The sequence below is a fragment of the Kocuria sp. HSID17590 genome, assembly GCF_003989485.1.
GTDB lineage: Bacteria > Actinomycetota > Actinomycetes > Actinomycetales > Micrococcaceae > Kocuria > Kocuria salsicia.
Window position 1 is genome coordinate 1 of record NZ_RBMB01000035.1, and the last position, 26,148, is coordinate 26,148.

At 71.1% G+C, this 26,148-nt stretch carries 19 protein-coding genes, 1 tRNA gene and 1 pseudogene; 11 read left to right on the plus strand and 10 right to left on the minus strand.

What is annotated here, in order from left to right; translation table 11 throughout:
- Nucleotides 1-92: 92 nt before the first annotated feature.
- The 3 genes and pseudogenes from D8M39_RS10725 to aceE all read right to left on the minus strand — a co-directional run.
- A pseudogene (locus tag D8M39_RS10725) lies at nt 93-467 on the minus strand (ACP S-malonyltransferase); the annotation flags it as partial.
- A 91-nt stretch (nt 468-558) separates the two neighbouring features.
- Nucleotides 559-1,794, minus strand: coding sequence for a CdaR family transcriptional regulator (locus D8M39_RS10730; RefSeq protein WP_055082397.1), 1,236 nt, complete (start codon nt 1,792-1,794; stop codon nt 559-561).
- Between the two features lie 119 nt (nt 1,795-1,913).
- On the minus strand, nt 1,914-4,652 hold the full coding sequence (gene aceE, locus D8M39_RS10735; RefSeq protein ID WP_126874989.1) for a pyruvate dehydrogenase (acetyl-transferring), homodimeric type: 2,739 nt from the start codon (nt 4,650-4,652) through the stop codon (nt 1,914-1,916).
- Nucleotides 4,653-5,018: 366 nt separating this feature from the next.
- On the opposite strand from aceE, the gene D8M39_RS10740 reads away from it, so the two are divergent.
- The 3 genes from D8M39_RS10740 to D8M39_RS10750 are packed head-to-tail and all read left to right on the plus strand — an operon-like array spanning nt 5,019 to nt 6,846.
- Nucleotides 5,019-5,435, plus strand: a complete 417-nt coding sequence (locus D8M39_RS10740; RefSeq protein ID WP_055082402.1) for a DUF3052 domain-containing protein — start codon at nt 5,019-5,021, stop codon at nt 5,433-5,435.
- A 44-nt stretch (nt 5,436-5,479) separates the two neighbouring features.
- On the plus strand, nt 5,480-5,941 hold the full coding sequence (locus D8M39_RS10745; RefSeq protein WP_055082404.1) for a redoxin domain-containing protein: 462 nt from the start codon (nt 5,480-5,482) through the stop codon (nt 5,939-5,941).
- Nucleotides 5,941-6,846, plus strand: coding sequence for a Sir2 family NAD-dependent protein deacetylase (locus D8M39_RS10750; RefSeq protein ID WP_126874990.1), 906 nt, complete (start codon nt 5,941-5,943; stop codon nt 6,844-6,846). The genes D8M39_RS10745 and D8M39_RS10750 overlap by 1 nt, the downstream gene beginning before the upstream one ends.
- Nucleotides 6,847-7,038: 192 nt before the next feature.
- Here D8M39_RS10750 and ppgK read toward each other — a convergent pair whose 3' ends face one another.
- Together ppgK and map are read right to left on the minus strand one after the other, a co-directional pair.
- Nucleotides 7,039-7,872 carry a polyphosphate--glucose phosphotransferase gene (gene ppgK, locus D8M39_RS10755; RefSeq protein WP_094394176.1) on the minus strand — a complete coding sequence of 278 codons (834 nt, stop codon included), beginning with the start codon at nt 7,870-7,872 and terminating at the stop codon, nt 7,039-7,041.
- Nucleotides 7,873-7,945: 73 nt separating this feature from the next.
- Nucleotides 7,946-8,842: a type I methionyl aminopeptidase gene (gene map, locus D8M39_RS10760; RefSeq protein ID WP_094394175.1), complete on the minus strand. Its 897-nt coding sequence runs from the start codon at nt 8,840-8,842 to the stop codon at nt 7,946-7,948.
- A 182-nt stretch (nt 8,843-9,024) separates the two neighbouring features.
- Here map and D8M39_RS10765 point away from each other — a divergent pair, with 182 nt between their 5' ends.
- A complete protein-coding gene (locus D8M39_RS10765) occupies nt 9,025-9,201 on the plus strand; it encodes an SPOR domain-containing protein (protein ID WP_126874991.1) in 177 nt (58 codons plus the stop codon).
- 229 nt (nt 9,202-9,430) lie between these two features.
- Here the strand turns inward: D8M39_RS10765 and panB are convergent, their stop codons facing one another.
- The gene (gene panB, locus D8M39_RS10770; protein ID WP_094394174.1) at nt 9,431-10,279 is read right to left on the minus strand and encodes a 3-methyl-2-oxobutanoate hydroxymethyltransferase; all 849 of its coding nucleotides are present in this window, start codon (nt 10,277-10,279) and stop codon (nt 9,431-9,433) included.
- Nucleotides 10,280-10,565: 286 nt separating this feature from the next.
- Between panB and glnA the strand changes: the two genes are divergently transcribed.
- The 3 genes from glnA to D8M39_RS10785 all read left to right on the plus strand — a co-directional run bounded on the left by glnA (nt 10,566) and on the right by D8M39_RS10785 (nt 16,029).
- Nucleotides 10,566-11,909, plus strand: coding sequence for a type I glutamate--ammonia ligase (glnA, locus tag D8M39_RS10775; protein WP_094394173.1), 1,344 nt, complete (start codon nt 10,566-10,568; stop codon nt 11,907-11,909).
- A 9-nt stretch (nt 11,910-11,918) separates the two neighbouring features.
- Nucleotides 11,919-14,990: a bifunctional [glutamine synthetase] adenylyltransferase/[glutamine synthetase]-adenylyl-L-tyrosine phosphorylase gene (locus D8M39_RS10780; protein WP_126874992.1), complete on the plus strand. Its 3,072-nt coding sequence runs from the start codon at nt 11,919-11,921 to the stop codon at nt 14,988-14,990.
- Nucleotides 14,991-15,261: 271 nt separating this feature from the next.
- Nucleotides 15,262-16,029 (plus strand): hypothetical protein, encoded by a 768-nt coding sequence (locus D8M39_RS10785; protein WP_126874993.1) that lies wholly within the window; start codon nt 15,262-15,264, stop codon nt 16,027-16,029.
- A 27-nt stretch (nt 16,030-16,056) separates the two neighbouring features.
- Here D8M39_RS10785 and D8M39_RS10790 read toward each other — a convergent pair whose 3' ends face one another.
- The 3 genes from D8M39_RS10790 to D8M39_RS10800 all read right to left on the minus strand — a co-directional run bounded on the left by D8M39_RS10790 (nt 16,057) and on the right by D8M39_RS10800 (nt 18,584).
- Nucleotides 16,057-17,625, minus strand: a complete 1,569-nt coding sequence (locus D8M39_RS10790; protein ID WP_126874994.1) for a HAMP domain-containing sensor histidine kinase — start codon at nt 17,623-17,625, stop codon at nt 16,057-16,059.
- Nucleotides 17,622-18,374 (minus strand): response regulator transcription factor, encoded by a 753-nt coding sequence (locus D8M39_RS10795; protein WP_055082422.1) that lies wholly within the window; start codon nt 18,372-18,374, stop codon nt 17,622-17,624. Before D8M39_RS10795 ends, D8M39_RS10790 begins: the two co-directional genes overlap by 4 nt.
- A 134-nt stretch (nt 18,375-18,508) precedes the next feature.
- A tRNA-Arg gene (locus tag D8M39_RS10800) sits at nt 18,509-18,584 on the minus strand.
- Between the two features lie 240 nt (nt 18,585-18,824).
- Here D8M39_RS10800 and D8M39_RS10805 point away from each other — a divergent pair.
- The 3 genes from D8M39_RS10805 to D8M39_RS10815 all read left to right on the plus strand — a co-directional run bounded on the left by D8M39_RS10805 (nt 18,825) and on the right by D8M39_RS10815 (nt 22,436).
- Nucleotides 18,825-19,430 (plus strand): single-stranded DNA-binding protein, encoded by a 606-nt coding sequence (locus D8M39_RS10805; protein WP_055082424.1) that lies wholly within the window; start codon nt 18,825-18,827, stop codon nt 19,428-19,430.
- A 130-nt stretch (nt 19,431-19,560) separates the two neighbouring features.
- Nucleotides 19,561-21,243 carry an energy-dependent translational throttle protein EttA gene (gene ettA, locus D8M39_RS10810; RefSeq protein WP_055082438.1) on the plus strand — a complete coding sequence of 561 codons (1,683 nt, stop codon included), beginning with the start codon at nt 19,561-19,563 and terminating at the stop codon, nt 21,241-21,243.
- A gap of 284 nt (nt 21,244-21,527) precedes the next feature.
- Nucleotides 21,528-22,436 carry an SDR family oxidoreductase gene (locus D8M39_RS10815; protein ID WP_202975511.1) on the plus strand — a complete coding sequence of 303 codons (909 nt, stop codon included), beginning with the start codon at nt 21,528-21,530 and terminating at the stop codon, nt 22,434-22,436.
- Nucleotides 22,437-22,645: 209 nt separating this feature from the next.
- Here the strand turns inward: D8M39_RS10815 and D8M39_RS10820 are convergent, their stop codons facing one another.
- A complete protein-coding gene (locus D8M39_RS10820; protein WP_055082429.1) occupies nt 22,646-22,867 on the minus strand; it encodes a phosphopantetheine-binding protein in 222 nt (73 codons plus the stop codon).
- 96 nt (nt 22,868-22,963) lie between these two features.
- On the opposite strand from D8M39_RS10820, the gene D8M39_RS10825 reads away from it, so the two are divergent.
- Nucleotides 22,964-26,148, plus strand: a 3,185-nt coding sequence (locus D8M39_RS10825) for an AMP-binding protein (RefSeq protein WP_148111763.1), incomplete at its 3' end; no start/stop codon positions are given.

The window sequence follows — 26,148 nt, forward strand, 5'->3', positions numbered from 1 at the left end:
GCGGATGACAAGATAACCATGACATAAGTATGTTTGTCATTCGTAATCGAGCTCGCACCGCGGTCTAGACTGCTCTGAGCACTCTTCCCCTACGCGGCCCTCTTCCGGGCCATCTCCGTGGCGCGCACGCGCACGAAGCGCATGGCCTCCGCCTCGGTGAGCACCCCGGCGAGTGCCGCGGCGGTGATCTCGCCGACCGAGTGTCCGGCGAGCACGACGTCGTCCCGGGCCTCGAGCTGCGGGGCGAGCAGGCGCCCCGCCACGAGACCGGCGGCCACGATCAGCGGCTGGGCGACGGCGGTGTCCTTGATCGTCTCCTCGTCCGCCTCCGTGCCGTAGTGTGCGAGGTCCAGACCGGCGGCGTCGGAGAGCTGCGCGAGATGCTCCGGGACGCCGGGGACGGTCAACCACTCGGTGAGGAAACCTGGCTTCTGGGACCCCTGTCCGGGGCAGACAACTGCAATCACCCGTTCATTCCACCAAGTCGGGCGGCCCATGACGCCTATGCGGTGTCACCAAGCCGGGGGACGGGATTTGTGGAGGTCCTACAAGTGCATGTCACGCGCCCGGGTTCAGCCGCCCCGCGAGCACCGCGCAGTGCAGCACAAACGCGTCCCGGGGCAGCAGCGGGTCCCAGCCGGTGATGTCACTGACGCGGCGCAGCCGGTAGCGCACGGTGTTGGCGTGCACGAACAGCTCGCGCGCCGTGGCCTCGAGCGAGTGTCCCACGCTGAGGTAGGTGGTCAGGGTGTCCACGAGGCCGGTGGAGGAGGCGGAGAGCGGTTCCCAGACGGCCTCCACCATGGAGCGCAGCGCGAGCGGGTCCCCGTTGATGGCGCGCTCGGGCCACAGGTCCTCGGAGGCCGTGGGCCGCGGGGCCTGGGGCCACGCCGACGCCGCCCGCAGCCCCGCCTGGGCGCGGTCCGCGGACTGCTTGGCGTCGAACACGGAGCCGACCGCCGGTCCGTGGACCACCGGGCCGTCCCCGAACACGGCCGCGAGCCGGGTGAGGGACTGGGTCTGGTCGCGCAGCCCTCCGAGCACCAGCACGAGGCGGTCCGTCTGGATGGCCACGAGGCACTCGGCGGCGTGGCGCCCGGCGGCGCGGCGGATGCGCTCCACGCCCACGGGACCGGTGGTCGCGGGGGCACGGCCCACCATGACCGTCACGTCCCCCTCGTCCGTCCAACCGAGCGCGGAGACGCGGGAGCGCATGGAGTCCGAGTGGTCCCCGCGCATGATCCCGTCCACCACCAGGGACTCGAGCCGGGCGTCCCACGAACCCCGGTTCTCGGCGGCCCGGGCGTAGACGTCCGCGGCGGCGAACGCGACCTCCCGCGAGAAGCGCAGCACGGCCTCGCGCAGCGCCACCTCGTCGTTGTGCTGCGCGAGCTCGGGCACCTTCTCCTCCACCACGTCCACGACGATCCGCAGCACCTGCAGCGCGTTCTGCAGCGTGATGGAGCGGGTCAGGTCCGTGGGGGCCTGCTTGAAGATCTCCGTCAGCACCCACACCGGTTCCTGCGGGTTCTCGTACCAGCGCACGAAGGACGCGATGCCCCGCTGCGCGAGCAGCCCGAGCTCGGAGCGCTCGTCCGGGCGCAGCTGCGAGAACCAGGGGAGGGACGTGTCCAGGCGCTGCACCGCCACCGTGGAGACCTGCCCGAGGTTCGCCTTCAGGTTCTCGAGGGTCTTCGGGTGGGGCGTGCCCTGCTGCCGGCTGCGCAGCGGCCAGGTCACCCGGCGGCTGGAGCGTGACTTGCGGGAGGTGGGCCCGGAGGCGTCGGTGGGCATGAGTCGAGGGTAGTCGATGCGCCCCCGCGCGCTCCGCCCGCACGGGTCCGGGGACGACGCCGCCCCCGCACCGTGGAAGGTGCGGGGGCGGCGTCGTCGTGGCCCTGGTCACGAGGGGATCAGGCGTCGCCTCCGGCGTTGCCCGACTTCCCCGCGGCGGGGTTGGCGAGGTCGTAGCGCGTGATGGCCTCGGCCGGAGCGGACCAGTCGATCTCGCCGCGCTTGGCCAGCATCTCGAGCGTGCGCACCACCATGGAGTGCGCGTCGATCGTGAAGAACCGGCGGGCACCGGCGCGCGTGTCCGCGAAGCCGAAGCCGTCCGCGCCCAGGGTGGCCCAGTCGTTGGGCACGTACTGGCGCACGGAGTCCGGCAGCTCGGACGCGTAGTCCGTGGTCGCGACGACCGGGCCGGTGGCACCGGCCAGCGCCTGCGTGATGTACGGCGTGGCCGCACCGCTCTCCGGGTTCATGAACGCGGAGTGCTCGCACGCCATGGCCTCCCGGCGCAGGTTCGTCCACGAGGTCACGGACCACACGTCCGCGGAGACGCCCCACTCCTCGGCCAGGATCTTTTGGGCCTCCAGCGCCCACGGCACGCCCACGCCCGAGGCCAGCAGCTGGGCCCGGGGACCCTCGGTCTCGGCCGGCTTGAGGAGGTAGATGCCGTTGACGATCCCGTCCACGTCCACGTTCTCCGGCTCCGCCGGCTGGTGGATGGGCTCGTTGTACACCGTGAGGTAGTACATGACGTTGTGGTCCTCGTCCTTGGACCCGTACATGTGCTCGATGCCGCGCTTGACGATGTGCGCGATCTCGTACCCGTAGGCCGGGTCGTAGTGGATCACCGCGGGGTTGGTCGAGGCGATGATCGGGGAGTGGCCGTCAGCGTGCTGCAGGCCCTCACCGGTCAGCGTGGTGCGCCCGGCCGTGGCGCCGATGATGAACCCGCGGGCCATCTGGTCCCCGGCGGCCCAGAACTCGTCACCGGTGCGCTGGAAGCCGAACATCGAGTAGAAGATGTATACCGGGATCATGGTCTCGCCGTGGGTGGCGTAGGACGTGCCCGCCGCGGTGAACGCGGAGGTCGCACCGGCCTCGTTGATGCCCGGGTGCAGGATCACGCCCTGCGCGGACTCCTTGTACGCCAGCATGAGCTCGCGGTCCACGGACAGGTAGTTCTGACCGCTCGGGTTGTAGATCTTGGACGTGGGGAAGAACGCGTCCATGCCGAACGTGCGGGCCTCGTCCGGGACGATCGGCACGATGCGGTGGCCGAAGTCCTTCTCCCGCATGAGGTCCTTGAGGATGCGCACGAACGCCATGGTGGTGGCGGCCAGCTGCTTGCCGGAGCCCTTCTTCCCAGACGCGAACGCCTTGTCCGAGGGGAGGGTGATCTCCGGCTGCTGGTGCGGGCGGTCCGGGAGGTAGCCCCCGAGCTCCTTGCGGCGCTCCTGCAGGTACTTGATCTCCGGCGAGTCCTGGCCCGGGTGGTAGTACGGGGCGTTGTAGATGTCCGCCTCGAGCTGCTCGTCCGTGATCGGGATGCGCAGGTGGTCGCGGAAGGTCTTCAGGTCCTCCAGCGTGAGCTTCTTCATCTGGTGCGTGGAGTTGCGCGCCTCGAAGTGGGGGCCCAAGCCGTAGCCCTTGATGCCCTGCGCGAGGATCACGGTGGGCTGGCCCTTGTGCTCGAGCGCCGCCTTGTACGCCGCGTACACCTTGCGGTAGTCGTGCGCACCGCGCTTGAGGTTCCAGATCTCCTCGTCCGTGTAGTCCGCCACGAGCTCCTTGGTGGCCGCGGAGCGGGCGAAGAAGTGGTCGCGGACGAAGCCGCCGGACTCCGCCTTGAACGTCTGGTAGTCGCCGTCCAGCGTCTCGTTCATGATGCGCACGAGCTCACCGGTGTGGTCCGCCTCGAGCAGGGCGTCCCACTCGCGGCCCCACACGACCTTGATGACGTTCCAGCCGGCGCCGCGGAAGAACGCCTCCAGCTCCTGGATGATCTTGCCGTTGCCGCGCACCGGCCCGTCCAGGCGCTGCAGGTTGCAGTTGATCACGAAGGTCAGGTTGTCCAGCTTGTCGTTGGCGGCCAGCTGCAGCACGCCGCGCGACTCCGGCTCGTCCATCTCGCCGTCGCCCAGGAACGCCCACACGTGCTGGTCCGAGGTGTCCTTGATGCCACGGTTGTGCAGGTAGCGGTTGAACTGCGCCTGGTAGATCGCGTTCATGGGCCCGATGCCCATGGACACCGTGGGGAACTGCCAGAAGTCCGGCAGGCAGCGCGGGTGCGGGTAGGAGGGCAGGCCGTCCGGGGCCATGGTCTTCTCCTGGCGGAACCCGTCCAGCTGCTCCTCGGTGAGGCGGCCCTCGAGGTAGGCGCGGGCGTAGTTGCCGGGGGAGGAGTGGCCCTGGAAGAAGACCTGGTCCCCTCCGCCCGGGTGCTCCGGGCCGCGGAAGAAGTGGTTCAGGCCCACTTCGTAGAGGGTGGCGACGCCCGCGTAGGAGGAGATGTGCCCGCCCACGCCCACGCCGGGACGCTGCGCGCGGTGCACCATGACGGCCGCGTTCCAGCGCAGGAACGCGCGGTAGCGGCGCTCGATCTCCTCGTCACCGGGAAACTCTGGCTCCTGGTCCACGGGGATCGTGTTCACGTAGTCCGAGGTGGTCACCATCGGCACACCCACGGAGTGCGTTCCCGCGTGCTGGAGGAGGGCGCGCATCACGTACTGTGCGCGCTCGGTGCCCTGGGCCTTAATCAGGGCGTCGAAGGACTCGATCCACTCCTGGGTCTCCTGCGCGTCCGCGTCCTGGAGATTGTTCGTCAACCCACTCAAAATGTGGTGATTGCTGTCAGAAGACACGTGAACCTCTCTGTCGTCAGCTCCGCGCTGCGGGATCCCCGGTGTCGGAGCGGTGTGCCGTGCGACGGAAGGGGCCTGCACAGACCGGTCCCGTCATCCATCCATCGTGTCACAGGCTACGTGCTCAGCCCTTGCGACAACACGGTTCCGCCCGTCACACCGCCCGTGTGGCACGCCGTCACACGGAGCGTGTTTCACCGCGCCCGCCGCCCGTTGGCTTGAACGTGGACCGGATCCGGTGTTGTCTTTATTACGCACCGTTGGCACTCCCGTCACGGTGACGACGGTTCCGCACCACCGCCCCGCGGTGCGGTGGAACCCCCGGATCACAGCGCACGGAGATCGCGGCGCAGAAGGAGAGACACGGTGAGCGAGGCGAAAGCCCCCGAAGAGAGCATTGCGGAGCAGCTGAACCTGAAGGACGGCGACTACGTCCAGGAGTTCGGCTACGACGACGACGTCGATGCGCGGCTGCGGGAGCAGATCGAGGCAGCCATCGGCGCGGAGCTCTTCGACGAGGATGCGCAGGAGGTCGTGGACGCCGTCGTGCTGTGGTGGCGTGACGGGGACGGTGACCTCGTGGACGAGCTCGTGGACGTGCAGACCACGCTCGACGACGGCGGCGTGGTCTGGCTGCTGACGCCCAAGGCCGGGCGCGACGACCACGTCTCTCCCGCGGACATCCAGGAGGCGGCGTCCACCGCCGGGCTCCACGTCACGAGCGCTGCACGCGTCTCCTCCGACTGGTCGGTGTCCCGCCTGGCCCCGAAGCGCAACTTCTGAACCGCGTTTCGCGCACCCCAGATCCCGCCGCAGGAAAGGCTCCCATGAGCGTCATCGGTTCCACCGCACCCGATTTCACCCTGGTCAACCGCCACGGCGAGCCCCGCAGCCTCTCCCAGTACCGGGGGCGGCCGGTGGTGCTGGTGTTCTTCCCCTTCGCGTTCTCCCCGGTGTGCACGGACGAGCTGTGCCACCTGCAGGACCACACGGACATGTTCGAGGAGTTCGACGCCACGCTGCTGTGCCTGTCCACGGACAGCCACTTCGCGCTGGACGCCTTCGCGCGCCAGGAGTCCTACGACTTCGAGCTGCTCTCCGACTTCTGGCCGCACGGCGAGGTGGCCTCCGCCTACGGCGTGATGGACGCGGAGGAGGGCTGCGCACGGCGCCACACGGTGGTGGTCGACGCCGCCGGGACCCTCGTGGACGTCAGCGCGGCGGACATCACCGAGCCGCGCGCCTGGGAGGACCTGCGGCGGGTCCTCGAGTCGCTGCAGCGTTCCTGATGCCCCTCCGGGTGCTGCGTGCCGGATACGGCTCTCCCTCGCGGCAGGACCAGTTCCCGGACCCGCACGCGCTGGACGCCCGTGCCGGTCTGCCCCGGGCGATCGAGCTGCTCGACGGGCGGCGGATCGCCGTGCTCACGGGAGCCGGGGTCAGCACGCCGTCGGGCATTCCCGACTACCGCGGCCCGGATGCCACGCCGCGCACGCCCATCACGTACCAGGAGTTCATGTCGAGCGTGTCCAACCGGCGTCACTACTGGGCCCGCAACCAGTACGGCTGGCACTTCGTGGCCGACGCCGAGCCCACCGCCGCGCACATGGCCATCGCCCGCCTGGAGGCCGCCGGGCACGTGGACGGGGTGATCACCCAGAACATCGACCGGCTGCACCAGAAGGCCGGGACCGTGGACGTGGTGGACCTGCACGGCACCTATGCATGGGTGCTGTGCACCGCGTGCGGTTCACGGTTCCCCCGCGAGCAGGTCTCGCGCTACCTGGACGAGCTGAACCCGGGCTTCTACGACGGCATGGCCTCCGCGCAGGACATCGAGTACGCACCGGACGCGGACGCCACCGTGGAGAACACGGCGGGCTTCCGGGTCTGGGACTGCCCCGTGTGCCAGGGGGTGCTGAAACCGGACGTGGTCTTCTTCGGCGAGAACGCCCCGACCGGGAAGGTGGCGCGTGGCCGGCGGATCGTGCAGCGCGCGGACGTGCTGCTGGTGGCCGGCTCCTCGCTGACGGTCAACTCGGGACGACGGTTCGTGCGGCAGGCCGCGCGGTCGCAGACGCCCGTTGTGATCGTCGACCACGGGGTGACCGGCGGGGACGCCCTGGCCACCGTGAAGGTGGACGCGCCGGTGGACCGCTTCCTCACGGAACTGGCCCGGAACCTGGGGGCTTGATCCCGTCAGGATCAGCGCATAGACTCCAGGAACGAGACCCCGAGGGTCTGCGGAGGGGAAGCCGCGGAAACCATCGGGGTCTCGCTCTGTCTACAGGTCTGTCTACAGGGTCTCGCTCCAGCTGCGGGCTCTCGCTCCGTCTGCGGGCGCGGGTCGGGGTTCTTGCCCCGCCGCGCACCCGCCGGACCCGGCCTACTTTTCGGGGTCGATGACCGGCTTCGCGGCCTGCGCGTCCCGGCACTGCTGGGCCCACAGGGCCGCCCCCACGATGCCCGCGTTGTTGCGCAGCGCCGCGATCTCCACCGGCGTGCGCAGCTTGAGGTAGGGAACGAACTTCTCAGAGTTCTTGGACACACCGCCGCCGATCACGAACAGGGACGGGGAGAAGAGGAACTCCACGTGCTCGAAGTAGCGCTGCAGCCGCTTGGTGGCCCACTTCTTCCAGGGCAGCTGCTCGCGCTCACGGGCGGCCGCGGAGGCACGGGTCTCGGCGTCGTGGCCGTCGATCTCCAGGTGGCCCAGCTCGGCGTTCGGCACGAGCTGGCCGTTGAGGATCATCGCGGAGCCGATGCCGGTGCCGAGGGTGATCACCATGACCAGCCCCTCCTGGCCCTTGCCGGCACCGTAGTGCGCCTCGGCCAGCCCGGCGCCGTCGGCGTCGTTGAGGGCCTCGACCTCGCGGCCCAGCGCCTCGGTCATGAGGGCGTCCACGTCCGTGTTGATCCAGGACTTGTCCACGTTCGCCGCGGACAGCGCCACACCGTTCTTGATGATGGCGGGGAACACGATGCCCACGTGGCTGTCCGGCTCGGGCGCCTCCGGGCGGGACTGCAGCTCGTCCACGATCTGCCGGACCACGTCCGCCACGGCCTCCGGAGTGGCCGGACGCGGCGTGGGGATCCGGAAGCGTTCGCCCACGAGCTGACCCGTAGTGAGGTCCACTATCCCGCCCTTGGTGCCGGTGCCGCCAATGTCGATGCCGATGCCGTACTTGGATACGACACCCTGCGGAGTACCTGAGCTCATGAACGGTCCCTTCGGTTCACGGTGGAGAACTGGTGCGGGGCCGATCGGAACGCCGTCGTCCCCTGTGTCGAGTTTACGGGAGGGTGAGAATCTCCACACCGTCCTGCGTCACGACCATGGTGTGTTCGTACTGCGCGGTGCGCATGCGGTCGTGGGTGGTGATCGTCCAGTCGTCGTCCCACTGGTCCCACGCGATCGTTCCGAGCGTGAGCATGGGCTCGATCGTGAAGATCATGCCGGGGACCATCTCGGTGGCGTAGGAGGGCGCGGCGTCGTAGTGCGGCACGATCAGACCCGTGTGGAACTCGTGGCCCACGCCGTGGCCGGTGAAGTCCCGCACCACCCCGTAGCCGAAGCGCTTGGCGTACTTCTCGATCACGCGGCCGATCACGTTGATCTCGCGACCGGGGCGCACCGCCTTGATCGCACGGTTGGTGGCCTCCAGCGTGCGCTCCACGAGCAGGCGGGAGTCCTCGTCCACGTCCCCCACGAGGAACATGGCGTTCGTGTCCCCGTGCATCCCGTTCTTGTACGCGGTGACATCCAGGTTGATGATGTCCCCGTCCTCGAGCACGGTGGAGTCCGGGATGCCGTGGCAGATGACCTCGTTGAGCGAGGTGCAGATGGACTTGGGGAAGCCGCGGTACTCGAGGCAGGAGGGGTACGCCCCGTGGTCGCACATGTACTCGTGGGCGATCCGGTCCAGCTCGTCGGTCGTGACGCCGGGCTTCGCCTCGGCACCGGCGGCCTGCAGCGCCCGGGCGGCGATCTGCCCCGCCTCACGGACGAGCTCGATCTCCTCGGGCGTGTAGACGTTCGAGGCACGACCCTCGTCCGGTTCCGCGCGGCCCACGTACTCGGGGCGCTCGATGCTCCGGGGGACCGGGCGCATCGGGGTGAGGGTTCCCGAGCTCAGCGCCCCCAGGGGCGCGGTGGATCCGGGTGCGGGTGCGAGGTTGTGGCTGGTCACGGTGGGTCTCTGCCTCCTGGGGCGTTCACGTGGTGGGCGGTCCGAGCGCGTGGTGGCGCGCCGAACACCTGCTTCACCAACTAGCCTAAGCCTTGGGTCCCGGGCTCGTTCCGCCCGGGACGTTCGCGACCCCGCCGACCGGGCGGGCATGCGGCGCGCGGCGCCGGAGAGTGAGGAAGCACATGGCCGAGTACTGGTACAACCTCTACACCAAGCAGGTCGAGGAGGGCGCCAAGGACGACTACCGCCAGCTAATGGGCCCCTACGCGACCCGCGAGGAGGCCGCGCACGCCCTGGAGCACGCGGCCCAGAACACCAAGCGCTGGGACGACGAGGACGCCGCCTTCAACGGCGACTGACCCCCTCGTCACGGGGGGCTCACGGGCATCGGGGTTTGACGGGGCCTCACAGGCCTCGCGAGGCGGGGGAGCGGGCGACGACGCCGCGTCGGCTTCCCCGCCCCGGCCCGGGTGGCGCGCCACGTGCCAGTCCGGGGCCGGTCCGCCAGCCCAGGTGCCGGTCCGGCAGCCGGTCCAGCCGGCCGGGGGCCCCGGCTGAAGCGCGGCTGGACGCCCGTGCGTGCGCCCCTCAGCCGCGGTAGGAGTGCTCCTCACCGGGGAACGCCCCAGACCGGACCTCGGCAACGTACTGCGCCACGGCGTCGTGCGCGGTCTCGGCCAGCTGCGCGTACTGCTTGACGAACCGCGGCATGGTCCCGGTGCGCAGGCCCAGCATGTCCTGCCACACCAGGACCTGGCCGGTGGTCACGTTGCCGGCCCCGATGCCCACGGTGGGGATCGTCAGCTTCTGCTCGACGTCCCGCGCGGCGTCCGCGGAGACCATCTCCAGCACGACGGCGAAGCACCCGGCGTCCTGCACGGCCAGGGCGTCGCGGCGCAGCTGCGCGGCGGCGTCGCCCCGACCCTGGATCCGGAAGCCGCCCAGGGCGTGCTCGGACTGCGGGGTGAAGCCGATGTGCCCCATCACGGGGATGCCCGCGCGCACCACGGCCGCCACGTGCCCGGCCAGGGCCTCGCCCGCCTCGAGCTTCACGGCGTGGGCCCCGGTCTCGCGCATCACGCGCACGGCGCTGCGCACCGCCTGCTCGGGGGACTCCTCGTAGCTGCCGAACGGCAGGTCCACGACCACCAGGGCCCGGTTCGTGCCGCGGACGACGGCCGCGGCGAACGTGATCATCTGATCGAGGGTCACCGGCAGGGTGGACTCGTGGCCGAGGACGGTGTTGCCGAGCGAGTCCCCGACCAGCAGCACGTCCACGCCGGCGGCGTCGAAGATTCCGGCGGTGAGGACGTCGTAGCTCGTGAGCATCGAGAACTTCTCGCCTGAGTCCTTGGCCCGCTGCAGGTGCAGGGTGCGCATGCGGGAGACCTCCGCGAAGGGACGGGCGGACGCGGAACCGGACTGGGGAGCACTCATTGCTCCAGCGTACCGGCCGGTTCAGGGGCCCCGGATTCGGCCACCGGCGTGCGCTCCCTGGCGAGGTGCCACGGAGGGGCGGCACCCCAAGACCTCTGGAGCGCGCCGGGGCCGACGACGCGGCGGTGCCCGGGCGGCGTCGTCCGCGGGGTTCGGGGGTGGGGCCCCAGGGCGCGGCGAGGATGTCGGTGCGGGTCGTTAGAGTGGGGGCGAGGCCCAGCCGGGGGACACCGGACCGGGCTCGCAGACCGCTGTGCCGCACGCCCGAGGAATCCGAGGTGGACCGATGGACCGTCAGCAAGAGTTCGTGCTCCGAACGATCGAGGACAGGGACGTCCGCTTCGTCCGGCTCTGGTTCACGGACGTCGTGGGCACGCTGAAGTCCGTGGCGCTCGCCCCGGCGGAGGTCGAGGCGGCCTTCGAGGAGGGCCTGGGATTTGACGGCTCCTCGATCGAGGGACTCTCACGCGTCTTCGAGTCGGACATGCTGCTGCAGCCGGACCCCTCAACCTTCCAGCTGCTGCCGTGGCGCGGCGAGGACGAGCCCACGTCCCGGATGTTCTGTGACCTGAAGACACCGGACGGCGAGCCCTCCGCAGCGGACCCGCGCGGCGTGCTCAAGCGCGTGCTGGCCAAGGCCTCCGACATGGGGTTCACGTGCTACACCGCGCCGGAGATCGAGTTCTACCTGCTGCGCTCCCCGGACCTCGACCCCGCCACGGGCGAGCCGGTGCCCGTGGACTACGAGGGCTACTTCGACCATGTGCCGGGCGGTGTGGTGCAGGACTTCCGGCGCCGCGCCGTGAGCATGCTGGAGGCCGTGGGCATCTCCGTGGAGTTCTCCCACCACGAGGCCGGGCCGGGGCAGAACGAGATCGACCTGCGCTACGCGGACGCCCTGCAGACCGCGGACAACATCATGACCTTCCGAACGGTCGTGCGAGAGGTGGCGCTGTCCCAGGGCATCTACGCGACCTTCATGCCCAAGCCGTTCTCGCGCCACCCGGGCTCCGGCATGCACACCCATTTCTCGCTCTTCGAGGGGGACACCAACGCGTTCTACGAGGCCGGTGCCGAGTTCCGGCTCTCCCAGACTGGGCGGCACTTCATTGCGGGGCTGCTGCGCCACGCACCCGAGTTCACCTCGGTGACCAACCAGTTCGTGAACTCCTACAAGCGGCTGTGGGCCGGCGACGAGGCCCCGTCCTACATGTCCTGGGGTCACAACAACCGCTCGGCGCTCGTGCGCGTGCCCCTCTACAAACCGGACAAGGTGCAGTCCTCGCGGATCGAGTACCGCGGCATCGACTCCGCCACGAACCCGTACCTCTCCTACGCGGCACTGCTCGGGGCGGGACTGAAGGGCATCGAGAACGAGTACGAGCTGCCCCCGGTGGAGATGGACGACGTCTTCTCCATGAGCAGCGCCGAGCGCCGCGCCGTGGGCCACCAGCCGCTGCCGAGCAGCCTGCACGACGCCATCCGTGAGACGGAGGACTCCGACTTCATGGCGGAGCTGCTGGGGGAGACGGTCTTCGACTACTTCCTGCGCAACAAGCGCCGCGACTGGGACCAGTACCGCCAGGAGGTCTCGCCGTACGAGCTGCGCACCAACCTGGGCATCCTGTAGGTGGCCGCGGTGAGCGGGGCGACGGGCAGCGCGAAGGAACGGGCGGAGAAGATCTCCGCGAAGGAGCTCATCGCGATCGGTTTCGCGGACGTCACGAACGCCCGGCGCTGGCTCGGCTTCCCGGAACTCGACACCGTGGAGCTGCCGGCGCTGCTGGAGGGCTTGTCCCACGCCGCGTCGCCGGACGTGGCCCTGCAGCTCCTGGTGCGGCTCATGGAGCAGCACCCGGAGATCGGCCGCCGCGTCAACGGGGACCCCGCCGACTCCGAGACCATGTTCCGGCTGCTCGGTGCCTCCGAGGCGCTCGGAGAGTTCCTGCTGCGCGCACCCGAGAACCTCGACCTGCTCGACATCCGTCCTCAGGACCGTCCCGGCACGGACCAGCCCGCGGCGCTGCGGGCCGCGCTGCTCGAGTCGGTGGGTGCCGATCCGCAGGCGGAGACCCCCGTGGCCACGGTCACCGGTGCCGACGGCCAGAAAGCGTTGCGCCTGGCCTATCGTCGGGCTCTGGCGCGGGTTGCCGTGCGCGACGTGGGCGCCCTCGATCCCGTGGAGTACATGCCCGCGGTCGGACGCCAGCTCGCGGACCTCGCCGGCGCCGCCCTCGAGGCAGGTCTTGCCCTCGCCCGCGCCCAGTCGAACGAACGGTGGGACCCCGCGGTGGTGGAGCAGGTGCGCCTCGCGGTGATCGGCATGGGCAAGTGCGGCGCGCGCGAGCTGAACTACATCTCGGACGTCGACGTGGTCTACGTGATGGAGACCCGGGCCGCGGAGTCCGGAGAGGTCCCGGACGAGAACACCGCCACGGAGATCGCCACTGAACTCGCGCACCTGCTGGCCCAGGCCATGATGGCCACCGGTCCGGAGCCCGCCCTGTGGGAGGTGGACGCCAACCTGCGCCCCGAGGGCAAAGACGGCCCGCTCGTTCGTACGCTGGACTCCCACGTTCGCTACTACAAGCGCTGGGCGAAGTCCTGGGAGTTCCAGGCGCTGCTCAAGGCGCGCTGCGTGGCAGGGGACCAGGAGCTCGGGCGGCGATACGAGGACGCGATTGCCCCGTTCATCTGGTCCTCCGCCGAGCGGGAGGGATTCGTGGAGTCCGTGCAGGCCATGCGCCGCCGGGTCACCGAGAACATCCCCGAAGCCGACCGGGACCGGCAGATCAAGCTCGGCCCCGGCGGTCTGCGGGACGTGGAGTTCACCGTCCAGCTGCTGCAGCTCGTGCACGGGCGCAACGACGAGACGGTGCGCACCCGCGCGACGACCGAGTCCCTCGCCGCCCTGTCCTCCGGCGGGTACATCGGGCGCAAGGACGCCGAGGATTTCGGTCAGAACTACCGCTGGCTGCGACTGCTCGAGCACCGGATCCAGCTCTTCCGCCTGCGCCGCACCCACCTGATGCCGCGTGACGAACGCGAGCTCGCCGTCGTCGCCCGCTCCGTGGACGGCGCCGCACCGCGCACCCACCCCACGGCGCCGCGGCTCGTGGAGGAGTGGACCCGGGTCAAGCGGACGGTGCGCTCCATGCACGAGCGCATCTTCTACCGTCCGATGCTGGCCGCGCTGGCCAACGCCCCCGCGGACACGACCCTGACCACTGACTCCGCCCGGGACCGCCTGGCCGCCCTGGGGTACCAGGACACGAAGGCCGCCATGCGCCACATCGAGGCGCTGTCCCGCGGAGTGAGCCGACGTGCGGAGATCCTGCGCACCCTGCTCCCCGTGCTGCTCGACTGGCTCGCGGAGGGCGTGGACCCGGACGCCGGGCTGCTGAACCTGCGCCGCGTCTGCGACTCGCTGGGCACCACCCCGTGGTTCCTGCGGCTGCTGCGGGACTCCAACGCCGCGGCCGAGCGGCTGTGCCACATCCTCTCCAGCTCCCGCTACGTGTCGGACCTGCTGGAGACCTCCCCGGAGTCCACGGCGTGGCTCGGGGACGACTCCAAGCTCGCCACGCGCTCCCTCGACGAGCTCGTCACGGAGATGTGGGCCCAGCTCTCGCGGCACCGGGACGCAGCAGAGGCCATGCGTGCGGTGCGCCAGATCCGTCGGCGCGAACAGCTGCGCATCGCGCTGGCGGACACGAGCGGCGTGGCGGACGTGGAGACCACGGTGGCGGGGCTCTCAGACGTGGACCAGGCCACCGTGATGGCGGCCCTGCACCTCGCGCGCACAGAGTACGAGCGGGAGAACGAGGGTCCGGTGCCCGCCGAGATCCTGGTGGTGGCCATGGGTCGGCAGGGCGGCCGGGAGATCGGTTTCGGCTCGGACGCGGATGTGATGTACGCGTACGAGCCGGCGGAGGGTGCAGAGCCTCAGGAGGCACAGGAGGCCGCCGAACGCGTGCTCGCCCGCATGGTCAAGCTGCTCAAGCAGCCGTGCACGCCACCGATCCTGGCGGAGCGGATCCTGGAGATCGACAACGACCTGCGCCCAGAGGGCCGGTCCGGCGCGAAGGTGCGCTCCGTGGCTTCCTACGCGGAGTACTACGAACGCTGGTCCGAGACGTGGGAGCGCCAGGCCCTCACCCGGGCCCGGTACATGGCCGGCTCGGAGGAGGTGGCCCAGGCGTTCTTCCGCGTGGTGGACCGCTACCGGTACCCCGCGGAGTTCACGGACCGCCAGCTCGTGGACATCCGGCGCATGAAGGCCCGGGTGGAGAGCGAGCGGATGCCGCGAGGTGCCGACCCCACGCGGCAGGTCAAGCTCGGCCGGGGAGGTCTCTCGGACGTCGAGTGGCTCGTGCAGCTGCTGCAGCTGCAGCACGGCCACGACGCCCCGGAGCTGCGCACCACGTCCACGCTGCCTGCGCTGCACGCCGCCGTGGCCGCGGAGCTCGTGGGCCCGGAGGACGCCGCCGTGCTCGAGCACGCGTGGAAGCTCGCCACCGACATCCGCAACGGCAACGTGCTGCGCTCGGGGCGGTCCTCCGACTCTGTGCCCTCCCGCCGGGCGGACCTCGAGGCGGTCGCCCGCTGGATCGGCTACGAGCCCGGTTCCGCCACGCAGCTGGAGGAGGACTACCTGCGGATCACGCGGCAGTCGCGCTCGGTCTTCGAGCGGCTGTTCTACGGCCGCTGAGTCCGTGTAGGGCACTGCCGGGGATGCTTCCGGTGTACCCGCCGAGCGCGTTCTGTCGGCACGGTGTGAGACGTCTGTGCGCGCGCCGGGAGACGTCCGTTCGCATGCGGCGGGACTTCTGCGCGCACGACGGGACACTTCCTTTCGCGTGCCGCCAGACTTCTGGGCCCATGTCGCCAGGATTCCGTCTGCACGTCGGCTCGTCGCCCTGCACAGCCGGGGCACAGGCTGGAATGCGCGGCGGCTCAGGCCCGCGGCGGACAGTGGGGTCATGACAGCTTTCCCCTCCCACGGCGCGGCACCGTTTCCGAGCCGTCCCACAGCGGCGCCGTCGCCCCTCCGTTCCACCGCGGAGCGCTCCGAGCCGCGCGTGCGGCCTGCCACGCGTGAGCCCGTGGGCCTGCCCGTGTCCGGGGCTGTGATGGACCTGGTGGTCCCCGCGCGGGACGCCCAGCGGGAGCTCGAGCCGTTCGTGCGCCGCCTGGACGGATACCTCACGTGCTACTTCCCGTACGCGTACCGGCTCACCGTGATTGACCTCGCGTCCTCGGACCGGACGCTGGCGGTCGCGGAGCGCCTCGCGCGGGAGATGCCGGGGGTCCACGCCGTGCACCGCGGTTCCGACAACCCCGTGACTGCGCTGCGGGCGGCGTGGGCGGAGTCCACCGCGCCCGTCGTGGCGGTCACGCGGATCGCACCAGGCATGGACCTCGCCGTCCTGGCCCCGCTCGTGGTTCCGCTCATCAGCGGCCACTCGGACCTCGCCTTCGGCACTGACGCGGTGCGGGACCCGCGGTTCGCGCGGACGGTCGCGCAGCGCTCCGTCGCCCGGTTCGCCCACCGGCGGCCGCCCGCGGTTCGGGCCGTGCGGCGTCGTCGTGCCAATGCGGGCGTGGTGGCCGTGCGCGCGGACGCCGTCAAACGCGTGCTGCCCCTGCTGCGCGAGGAGGCCGGGACCTTCGAGGCGCAGCTGCTCGCGCTCGCCATCCGCGGCGACATGCGCGTGTTCGGAATGCCGGTGGTGCGCACGGCGGCCTGAGACGCGCGGCACCGCGCGGCCCCGCTGTCAGTCGACGACGACGTCGCGCGGGTTCTCCAGCGGCAGCCGCACCTCGAACTCCGTGCGGCCCGGGCGGGAGTGCACTTCGACCGTGCCACCGTGCGCCTCCACGATCGCCTTGACGATCGACAGGCCCAGACCCGTGGTGTGGCCGTCCGAGCGCCGGGAGGTGTCCCCGCGGGTGAAGCGGCCGAAGATCTCCGGGAGCAGCTCGGGGTCGATGCCCTGACCGTCGTCGGTAATGGTCAGGATGGCCTCGCGGGCGTTGAGCGAGGGGTGCACGCCGGCGACCACCCGCGTGCCGGCGGCCGTGTGGTTCCGGGCGTTGGCGAGCAGGTTCACGACCACCTGGCGCAGCTGCCCGTCGTCGGCGGAGACGAGCACCGGTTCCGCGGCGAGCTCGAGGTCCCACTCGTGGTTCCCGGCCGCGACGGCCACGTCCCCCACGCACTCCACCACCAGCTCGGCGAGGTCCACGGGCTGCCGCGCCGGCGTGGTCTCGTGCGAGAGCCGCGTCAGCAGGAGCAGGTCGGAGACGAGCCCGCCCATGCGCTGGGCCTGCGCGCGGATGCGTTCCAGGGACTGGGCGCCCGTCTCGCTCAGGGGCTCGCTCATGCGCAGCAGGTCCGCGTAGCCCTGGATCGAGGCCAGGGGAGTGCGCAGCTCGTGGGAGGCGTCCGCGACGAAGCGCGCCATGCGGTCCTCCGACTCCTGGCGGGCCGTCAGCGCGGCGTCCACGTTGTCGAGCATGCTGTTCAGCGCGTGGCCCACGGCCCCCACCTCGTTGCCGGGATCCGCGTCCCTCGCCTCCACACGGTTGGCCTCCGGGAGCCGGGTGGAGCCGAGATCCAGGCGGGAGACCTCGGTGGCCACGTCCGAGACGCGTTCCAGGGGGCGCAGGGCGCGGCGGATGCCCCAGCTGCCCAGCAGGCACACGAGCACCACGGCGAGGACGGAGACTGCCGTCACCACGGCCAGCACGGTACCCAGGGGAGTGTTCACCTGGGACAGCGGCAGGCCCGTGATGATCACGTCCCCGGTGGGCGCGGTGACCGCCTGCACACGGTATCTCCCTGCCTCGAGCCTCTCCGTGTGGACCGTGCCGTCCGGGGCGAGGGACTGCAGCCGGGAGCGGTCCGCGTCCGAGAGCGCTGTGACCTCTCCCTTGGCGTCCAGGATGCCACTGTGCACCAGGGTGCCGCCGTCCACGCGGGCGTTTAGCGTGCCGGCGGCCTGCCCGGGGGCGTCCAGGGGATCGGGCGGTGCCGTGCGCGTGTCACCCTGGGACGACTCATGGGAGGGCTCCTGGGACGGCTGCTGCCCGGTCTGCTGGTCGGTCCTCCGGGAGGGACCGCCGCCGGAGAACCCGTCCGTGCCGGAGAACGAGGTGGCGCGCTGGGAGGCGTCCGCCAGCTGGCGGTCCAGCTGGTCCGTGAGCGAGCTCCGCACGGCCAGGTAGCTGGCCAGCCCCATGAGCACCGCCGCGGGGACGAGCAGGGCCAGCAGCAGGGCGAGCAGCCGGGTCCGCAGCCGACGACGTCGGGCCGGGTGGGCGCCCGCGGCGGCGGAGCTCATGCGGCGGGTTTGATGACGTAGCCCGCCCCGCGCAGGGTGTGGATCATGGGGGCGCGGCCCACGTCGATCTTCTTGCGCAGGTAGGAGATGTAGAGCTCCACGATGTTGGCCTGCCCTCCGAAGTCGTACTTCCACACGTTGTCGAGGATCTGCGACTTGGAGACCACGCGCTTGGCGTTCTCCATGAGGTAGCGCAGCAGCTCGAACTGGGTGGCGGTGAGCTCGATGTCCTCGCCACCGCGGGTGACCTCGCGCGTGTCCTCGTTGAGCACGAGGTCCCCGACCACGAGTTCCGCGCTGTCCGCCACGGTGGTCCCCGAGCGCTGGACCAGGCGGTGCAGGCGCAGCAGCACCTCGTCGAGGGAGAACGGCTTGGTCACGTAGTCGTCCGCGCCGGAGGCGAGACCGGCGATGCGGTCGTCCACCTGGTCCTTGGCGGTGAGGAACAGGCACGGCACGTCCGCGTCCAGCTCGCGGATCCGGCGCAGCAGCTCGAGCCCGTCGAAGCCCGGGATCATGATGTCGAGCACCAGGACGTCCGGGCGGGCGGTGCGGGCCAGCTCCAGGGCGCTCGGCCCGTCCGCCGCGGTGTGGGGCTGCCAGCCGAGCATGCTCACGCCCATGGCGATCAGGTCCGAGAGCATGCGCTCGTCGTCCACCACGAGCGCGCGGATGGGTGAGCCGTCCGGGTGGGAGAGCGGAGGCAGGGACGCGGCGACGCCGACGGGTGAGTTCTGCTGGGGGCTCATGGCCTCCGATGATAGGCGACGCGCCCGTCAGGGGACCGGGAGCTCTCGCGGCACATCCCCGTGGGGCTCGTGTCAAGGAGAATCGGCCCCGTGCCAACGAGGCCGATGCAACACCCGTCTGAGCGGGTGTGGTGTGGTGCCCCAGGAGGGAGTCGAACCCCCGACCAAGAGATTAGAAGGCTCCTGCTCTATCCACTGAGCTACTGGGGCGTGCCGCGAAGCGACGACTCAGTTTAGCAACGGTGCGCGGGCCCGCCGCACACGGCTCGTTCGTGCGGTGCGCCCTGCACAGACGGGTCGGCGATGCCGCCCACCCGCGAATTCTCCACGGTTCCTGGCCCGGGCGCTCCCGGGCGGACAAGGCCGCGCAGAGTGGTGGCACCCCGCACAGGGGCCACCGATCGCCCGCGGGCCACCGCGCCGGGGCGCAGCAAACACAAGGAGCACCCCATGAGTGAACAGGTCACACTGCGCGGATTCGTGGGCAAGGACCCGCAGACCCGCATGTTCGACGACGGCACGAGCGTCGCCTGGTTCCGCCTGGCCACCACCTCCCGCCGTTTCGACGCCGCCACGAACACGTGGCACGACGGCACCACCAACTGGTACACCGTGCGCTGCTTCCGCACACTTGCGATGCACGTCAAAGCGAGCATCCACTGCGGTCAGCCCGTCCTGGTCACCGGCAAGCTCGGCATCAACGAGTGGCAGTCCGAGAACGGGCCCCGCACGGAGGTGCGCGTGGACGCCACCTCCATCGGCCACGACCTCGCCTTCGGCACCGCCAACTTCGCCCGGGCGGGAGGTCGTCCGCAGCAGGGCGGGCAGGACGGGGCGCAGAACGCCGGCGACGGCAATGGCAGTGGCGACGGCGCGCGGTTCCGTTCCAGCCGGTCGCTGGGTCTAGGGGAGGACGGGGTCGTGGACACCACCTCCGGCGCGGTGCTGGACCTCGCGGCAGACGACCACACCTTCGACGGGCTGTCGGACAACACAGAGGGGGCCGAGGCCGAGGCACGCCAGTCGGACGAGCCCGTGACAGCGGGGGCGCACTGAGCCGAGCCGACCGGGGCCCCGGGGGCCCGATCAGGGGCCCCGGCAGGGAAGGCGGGTGGACGTCGTCGGGCCGGACCGGGTGCCGCACCCGTGGCGCCCGGCCCGGGTGCGGCACGGTAGCCTGGAGGGCATGGCGGAATTTATCTACACCATGAACAAGGCTCGCAAGAAGGTGGGCGACAAAGTCATCCTGGACGACGTCACCATGTCGTTCTTCCCGGGCGCCAAGATCGGCGTCGTGGGCCCGAACGGCGCCGGCAAGTCGACGATCCTGAAGATCATGGCGGGGCTGGACCAGCCCTCCAACGGCGAGGCACGGCTGAGCCCCGGCTACTCCGTGGGCATCCTGCTGCAGGAGCCCCCGCTGAACGAGGACAAGACGGTCCTCGGCAACGTGGAGGAGGGCGTGGGCGAGATCAAGGCGAAGCTGGACCGCTTCAACGAGATCTCCGCCGAGATGGCCGAGCCCGACGCGGACTTCGACGCCCTCATGGAGGAGATGGGCAAGCTGCAGGAGGAGATCGACGCCGCGAACGCGTGGGATCTCGACTCGCAGCTCGAGCAGGCCATGGACGCGCTGCGCTGCCCGCCGCCGGACGCGGACGTGAAGGTGCTCTCCGGTGGTGAGCGCCGTCGGGTGGCACTGTGCAAGCTGCTGCTGGAGAAGCCGGACCTGCTGCTGCTGGACGAGCCCACCAACCACCTGGACGCCGAGTCCGTGCTGTGGCTCGAGCAGCACCTCGCCTCGTACCACGGTGCCGTGCTGGCCGTGACCCACGACCGGTACTTCCTGGACCACGTGGCGCAGTGGATCTGCGAGGTGGACCGCGGTCGCCTCTACCCCTACGAGGGCAACTACTCCACCTACCTGGAGACCAAGGCCAAGCGCATGGAGGTCCAGGGCAAGAAGGACGCCAAGCAGGCCAAGCGGCTGAAGGAAGAGCTGGACTGGGTCCGCACCAACGCCAAGGGCCGCCAGACCAAGTCCAAGTCGCGTCTGGCGCGCTACGAGGAGATGGCGGCGGAGGCCGAGAAGACCCGCAAGCTCGACTTCGAGGAGATCCAGATCCCGCCGGGACCGCGCCTGGGCAACCAGGTGATCGAGGCGACGGACCTGCAGAAGGGCTTCGGGGACCGCTCGCTCATCAACGGCCTCTCGTTCTCGCTGCCCCGCAACGGCATCGTGGGCGTGATCGGCCCGAACGGCGTCGGCAAGTCCACGCTGTTCAAGACGATCGTGGGCCTCGAGGAGCTCGACGGCGGCGAGCTGAAGGTGGGCGACTCCGTCCAGATCTCCTACGTGGACCAGAACCGCGAGAACCTGGACCCCGAGAAGTCACTGTGGGAGGTCGTCTCGGACGGGCTGGACTACATCAACGTGGGCAAGGTGGAGATGCCGTCCCGCGCGTACGTCTCGGCCTTCGGCTTCAAGGGCCCGGACCAGCAGAAGAAGGCCGGCGTGCTCTCCGGTGGTGAGCGCAACCGCCTGAACCTGGCGCTGACCCTGAAGCAGGGCGGCAACCTGCTGCTGCTGGACGAGCCCACCAACGACCTCGACGTCGAGACGCTGGGCTCCCTGGAGAACGCCCTTCTCGAGTTCCCGGGCTGCGCCGTGGTCGTCTCCCACGACCGGTGGTTCCTGGACCGGGTGGCCACCCACATCCTCGCGTGGGAGGGCACCGAGGAGAACCCCGACCGCTGGTACTGGTTCGAGGGCAACTTCGAGGCGTACGAGGAGAACAAGGTGGAGCGTCTCGGTGCGGACGCCGCCCGCCCGCACCGTGTCACGCACCGTCGCCTCACGCGCGATTGACGGTCGCACCCTCCGGATCGCCCCGTGGACCCTCGTGGTCCGCGGGGCGATCCGCGTTCTCGGATGGACCTCACGGGCGGTGGGCTGGACGCGGACGATGGGCGGGACACCGGCGATGATGCGCGGGGCACTGGCGATGATGCGCGTCATGCGGGCTGTGGGCAGCAGGCGGGGTGCGACAACGGCCCAGAGCTGTGGGCAGGGCCGGGGCGCCGCCCAGACGGGATGTCCCACGCACGAACCGCGGCGCGCGGCGCACGGGTACTGAGGTTAGGCTTACCTGCGTGATTCCCAGCGACGAGATGACAGCACCGACGCCCTCAGAACCCGGGGCGGCAGAAACCGCGGCAACCGGCACCGGCCCCACACCGCCCGCGTTCGAGACCGTGGTGGTCACCGGGGCCGCCGGGGGAATGGGAACGGCAGTGGTGGCGGACCTGCTCACGCGGGGCTACGCCGTCGCCGCGCTGGACCTGCCAGAGGGCGACCCGTGGCAGGGTCGGCACGACTCGGACCGGGACGACGACGCCCTGGCCGTGATTGCCAAGGCGACGGAGACCGGGCGCCTGAGCTACCGCAGCTGCTCGGTGACCGACGGCGCACAGGTCACGAGCACGCTGGACGAGATCGCGGCGACCATGCCGCCGCTGCTCGGTCTGGTCAACGCGGCCGGCGCACTGGAGACCGGCACCGTCCTGGAGGCGGACGAGGAGCAGTGGCACCGCGTGCTGGGCGTCAACGCCACGGGGGTCTTCCTGGTGACCCGCGAAACCCTGCGGGTGATGGTCCACCAGTGCGCGCAGGACCCGTCCAACCGGCGCAGCCTGGTGACGATCTCCTCGAACTCCGCGGTGGTGCCGCGGGCCCACATGGCGGCCTACGCGGCGTCGAAGGCTGCGGCCACGCACTTCACCACGAGCCTCGGGCTGGAGTCCGCCCGGTACGGGGTGCGCGCGAACGTCGTGGCCCCGGGGACCACCCTCACCAACATGGTCATGGGCATGTGGGAGGGCCAGGACCGCTCGGCGCAGATGGTGGCCGGGGACCCGGAGGCCTTCAAGACGGGCATCCCGCTGGGCCGCGTGGGTCGGCCGGAGGACGTCACCGGCGCGGTGGGCTTCCTGCTGGGGGAGTCCTCGCGCCACATGACCATGCAGGTGCTCGCGGTGGACGGCGGCGCGGCCCAGCACTGAAAAGCCCAGCACTGAACAGCCCAGCACCGAGCGGCCGAGCACGCCGGATCCCCACGGGCTCGGCCTCACCGCTCAGGAGCCCGGATCGGCGAGGACTGCCGCCGCGCCGTCGTTCCCCATGGTCCCGAACCATGGGAAACGACGACGGGCGGCACACGCGCAGAGCGTGTGCCGCCCGTCGTCGTCGGGTCCGCCTGGAAGGCCTGGGCTCAGGCCTCCAGCAGGCCCCGCCACGCGTCGAGCCGGGGGTCCTCGGCGAGGTCCACGTAGTCGACGTCGTAGCCGCGTGCGATGATGCCCTCGACCACGCCCATGAGGCGGACCGAGTCCAGCCCCAGGTCCGTCAGGTCCGCGGACGTGTCCACCTGCTCGGGTGCGACGCCCAGTGCCGTGGCGACCTCGCCGCGCAGCTCCTCGATGATCTCGGCCACCGTGTGTTCCTCTCGGTACGACAATGAAATTAGCTAAGGATAGGCTACCCTAATACGCGTTGTCTCAGCCCGTCCCCGGAAGGAACCCAGTCTCGCATGGCGTCTTCGTCGAGCCTCCCCGACCCCGCGGAGTGGTTTCCGCTCACCGGCGCGCAGGAGGGGATCTGGAACGCCCAGCGGCTCGATCCGACCTCCCCGTACTACGTGGTGGGGGAGGTCGTGGAGATCGGCCCGGGGGACGTGGACCCGCAGCGGCTGGCGGACGCGGTCTCCGAGGCGGTCGCGGAGACCGAGACCCTGCGGCTGCGCGTCCGTGAGCACGACGGCGCCGCGCAGCAGGGCGTCGTGACCGCGGCGGACTACCGGCCCGAGATCCGCGACCTGCGGGACGCACCGGATCCCTTCGCGCTCGCCGCGGCGGTGGTGGACGAGCAGCGCACGGACATGGCCCTGCACTGCGCGCCGATGGTGGAGCGGGAGCTGTTCCGGTACACGATCCTGCGCCTGACGGACCAGCACGTGTGGCTCGTGCAGCTCTACCACCACCTTGTGATCGACGGGTACTCCGCCGCGCGGCTGAGCCGCAGGATCGCGGCCCTCTACCGCGCCGGGATCACGGGCAAACCCCCGGCCCCATCCGGTTACCGGTCGTTCCGGGAGCTCGTGGCCGAGGACCTGGAGTACCGGCAGAGCGAGCAGCGCGCGCAGGACGAGCGCTACTGGGTGGATGCCATGACCCCGCTGCCCCCGGTTGGCGGCCGGGAGGGTGGCGAGAAGCACTCCGGCGGGCGCACCGTGCACGTCACGCAGACGCTCTCCCCGCAGGACAGCGATCGCCTGAAGGACCTCGGCTCGCGTGCGGGCAGCAACTGGGTGGACGTGCTGCTCGGCGCCTACGCGGGGTACGTGCACCGGCTGACCGGGCGCAGCGACGTCGTCGTGGCCCTGCCGATGATGGTGCGCACCACCACCGCCGCGCTGAAGACCCCGGCCATGGCGGTCAACGTGCTGCCCCTGCGCGTGCAGGTCTCCGCGGAGGACACCGCCGCGGACCTCGCGTCAAAGGTCTCCGCCGCCATGGTGGGCGTGCGCGAGCACCAGCGCTTCCGCGGCGAGGACCTGCCCGGCGCCCTCGGGGTGCCCGGCGCCGGTGGCCTGCTGCACGGGGTGGGCGCCAACGTGAAGGTCTTCAACCCCGCGCTGGACTTCCACGGCGTCCCGGGGCTGCTGCGCAACGTGGCAGGCGGCCCGCCCGAGGACATGGGCCTCACGGTCACGCCGCTGGCCACCGAGCAGGGCACCGAGATCCAGCTGGGCTTCGAGACGGACCCGGCCCGGGTGACCCGTGACCGCGCGCTCGCCCGGCTGCGGGGGTTCGTCACCCTGCTGCGCGGACTCCTCTCGGAGGACGCGCCCCGCCTGGGGGCGGTGCCCGCGCTGGAGCCGGAAGACCTGGAACGACTGGAGCATCGTCGGGGGTCGTCGGCCGACGCCGCGGCGGCCCACGAGTCCTTCGCGCCCGTGGACCTGGCGGAGGCCGTCGAGCAGATCGGGCTCCGCCGCCCGGACGAGCCCGTGCTCGTGGACGCCCGCGCGTCTCTCACCGGCACGGAGCTCGTGCACCGGACCCGCGTGCTCTCTGGACTTCTGATGGAGGCGGGGGTGGGGCCCGAGGACGTCGTGGTGCTGGACCTGCCGCGCGGCCACGAGATGGTCCTGGGCATGCTCGCGACGCTGCTCGCGGGCGGCGCGTTCCAGGCGCTGGACCGCGCGCACCCGGCCGAGCGGCGTCGTGCGACGACTGAGGACGGCGGCGCGGACGTCGTCGTCACGGACGCGGACGGCGACGCCTCCCTGCGCCCGGATGCGCGTCGGATCCTGTGGGAGCAGATCGACTGGGCGGCCGCCGCGCCCGAGCCCGCGAACGCCGCCGGGCCGGAGAACCTCGCCTACCTGCTGCACACCTCCGGAACCACCGGGCGGCCCAAGGGCGTGGAGGTGACCCGCGCCGCGCTCGGCCATCTCATCGCACACCACCGGGCGCTGCTCTTCCCGCCGTCCGAGCAGCGTGCGCAGAGCACGCACCTGCACGTGGCGCACACCGCGTCCTTCACCTTCGACGCCGCCCTCGACCAGCTTTCGTGGCTGTTCGGCGGGCACACGGTTCACGTCTACGACGCCGCCGTCACGGGGGACGCCCTCGCCTTCCTGGACGCGCTCGCGGAGGACGGGATCGACGTCCTGGACTCCACGCCATCGCTGGCCGGGGTGCTCGTGGAGTTCGGGCTGCTGCAGCTGCCCGCGCCCAGCACGCTGATCCTGGGCGGCGAGACGCTGCCCGCGTCCCTGTGGCACGACGTCGTGGCGTCGGGGAAGCTCGCCTGGAACCTCTACGGGCCCACCGAGTCCACGGTGGACGCCGTGGCGGCGCCGGTGGCCGGGCAGACCCCCACGATCGGGCGGCCCCTGGCCGGCCTCACCGCCCACCTGCTGGACACCGATCTGCAGCCCGTGCCGGACGGTGAGACGGGAGAGCTCTACCTGGGCGGCCCGCAGCTCGCCCGCGGCTACCGGGCCCACCCGATCGAGACGGCCACGCGCTTCGTCGCCGACCCCTTCACACCGGGCGGCCGCCTGTACCGCACGGGCGACCTCGCCCGCTGGGAGCCCGGCGTGGGCTACCTGCTGCTGGGCCGCGCGGACGACCAGGTGGAGATCCGCGGTCAGCGCGTGGAGCCCGCCGAGGTGGAGGCGCTGCTGCACGAGGTCCCCGGGGTCGCCGGGGCCGTGGTCGGGGTCCAGGGCCGTGACGAGGACGCCAGCCTCGTGGCGCACGTGGTGCCCTCGCGCGGTGCCCGCCTGGAGGCCGGAGCCGTGCGCGAGGACCTGGCACGCCGCGCGCCGTCGCACCTGGTGCCCGCCCACGTGGTGGTGCTCGACGCGTTCCCCGTGACGGTCGGCGGCAAGGTGGACCGCTCCGCCCTGCCCGCGCCGCACGCGGAGGAGAACACCCGCGAGGCACGGACCCCCGCGGAGGAGGTGCTCACGCGCGTGGTCGCCGAGGTGCTCGGCCGCCGCCGCGGGGCGGGCTCCGCCGCCGTGGCCCTGGACCGTGACTTCGTCTCCCAGGGCGGGGACAGCATCAGCGCGCTGAGCGTGGTGGGTGCCTCCCACCGCGCGGGCCTGGACATCGCCGCCCAGGACCTGCTCAACGGGACGCCCCTGGCCGTGGTGGCCACGCGGGCCGCGGCCTCGGACGCGGACCTCGCCGCGCTCGCGGC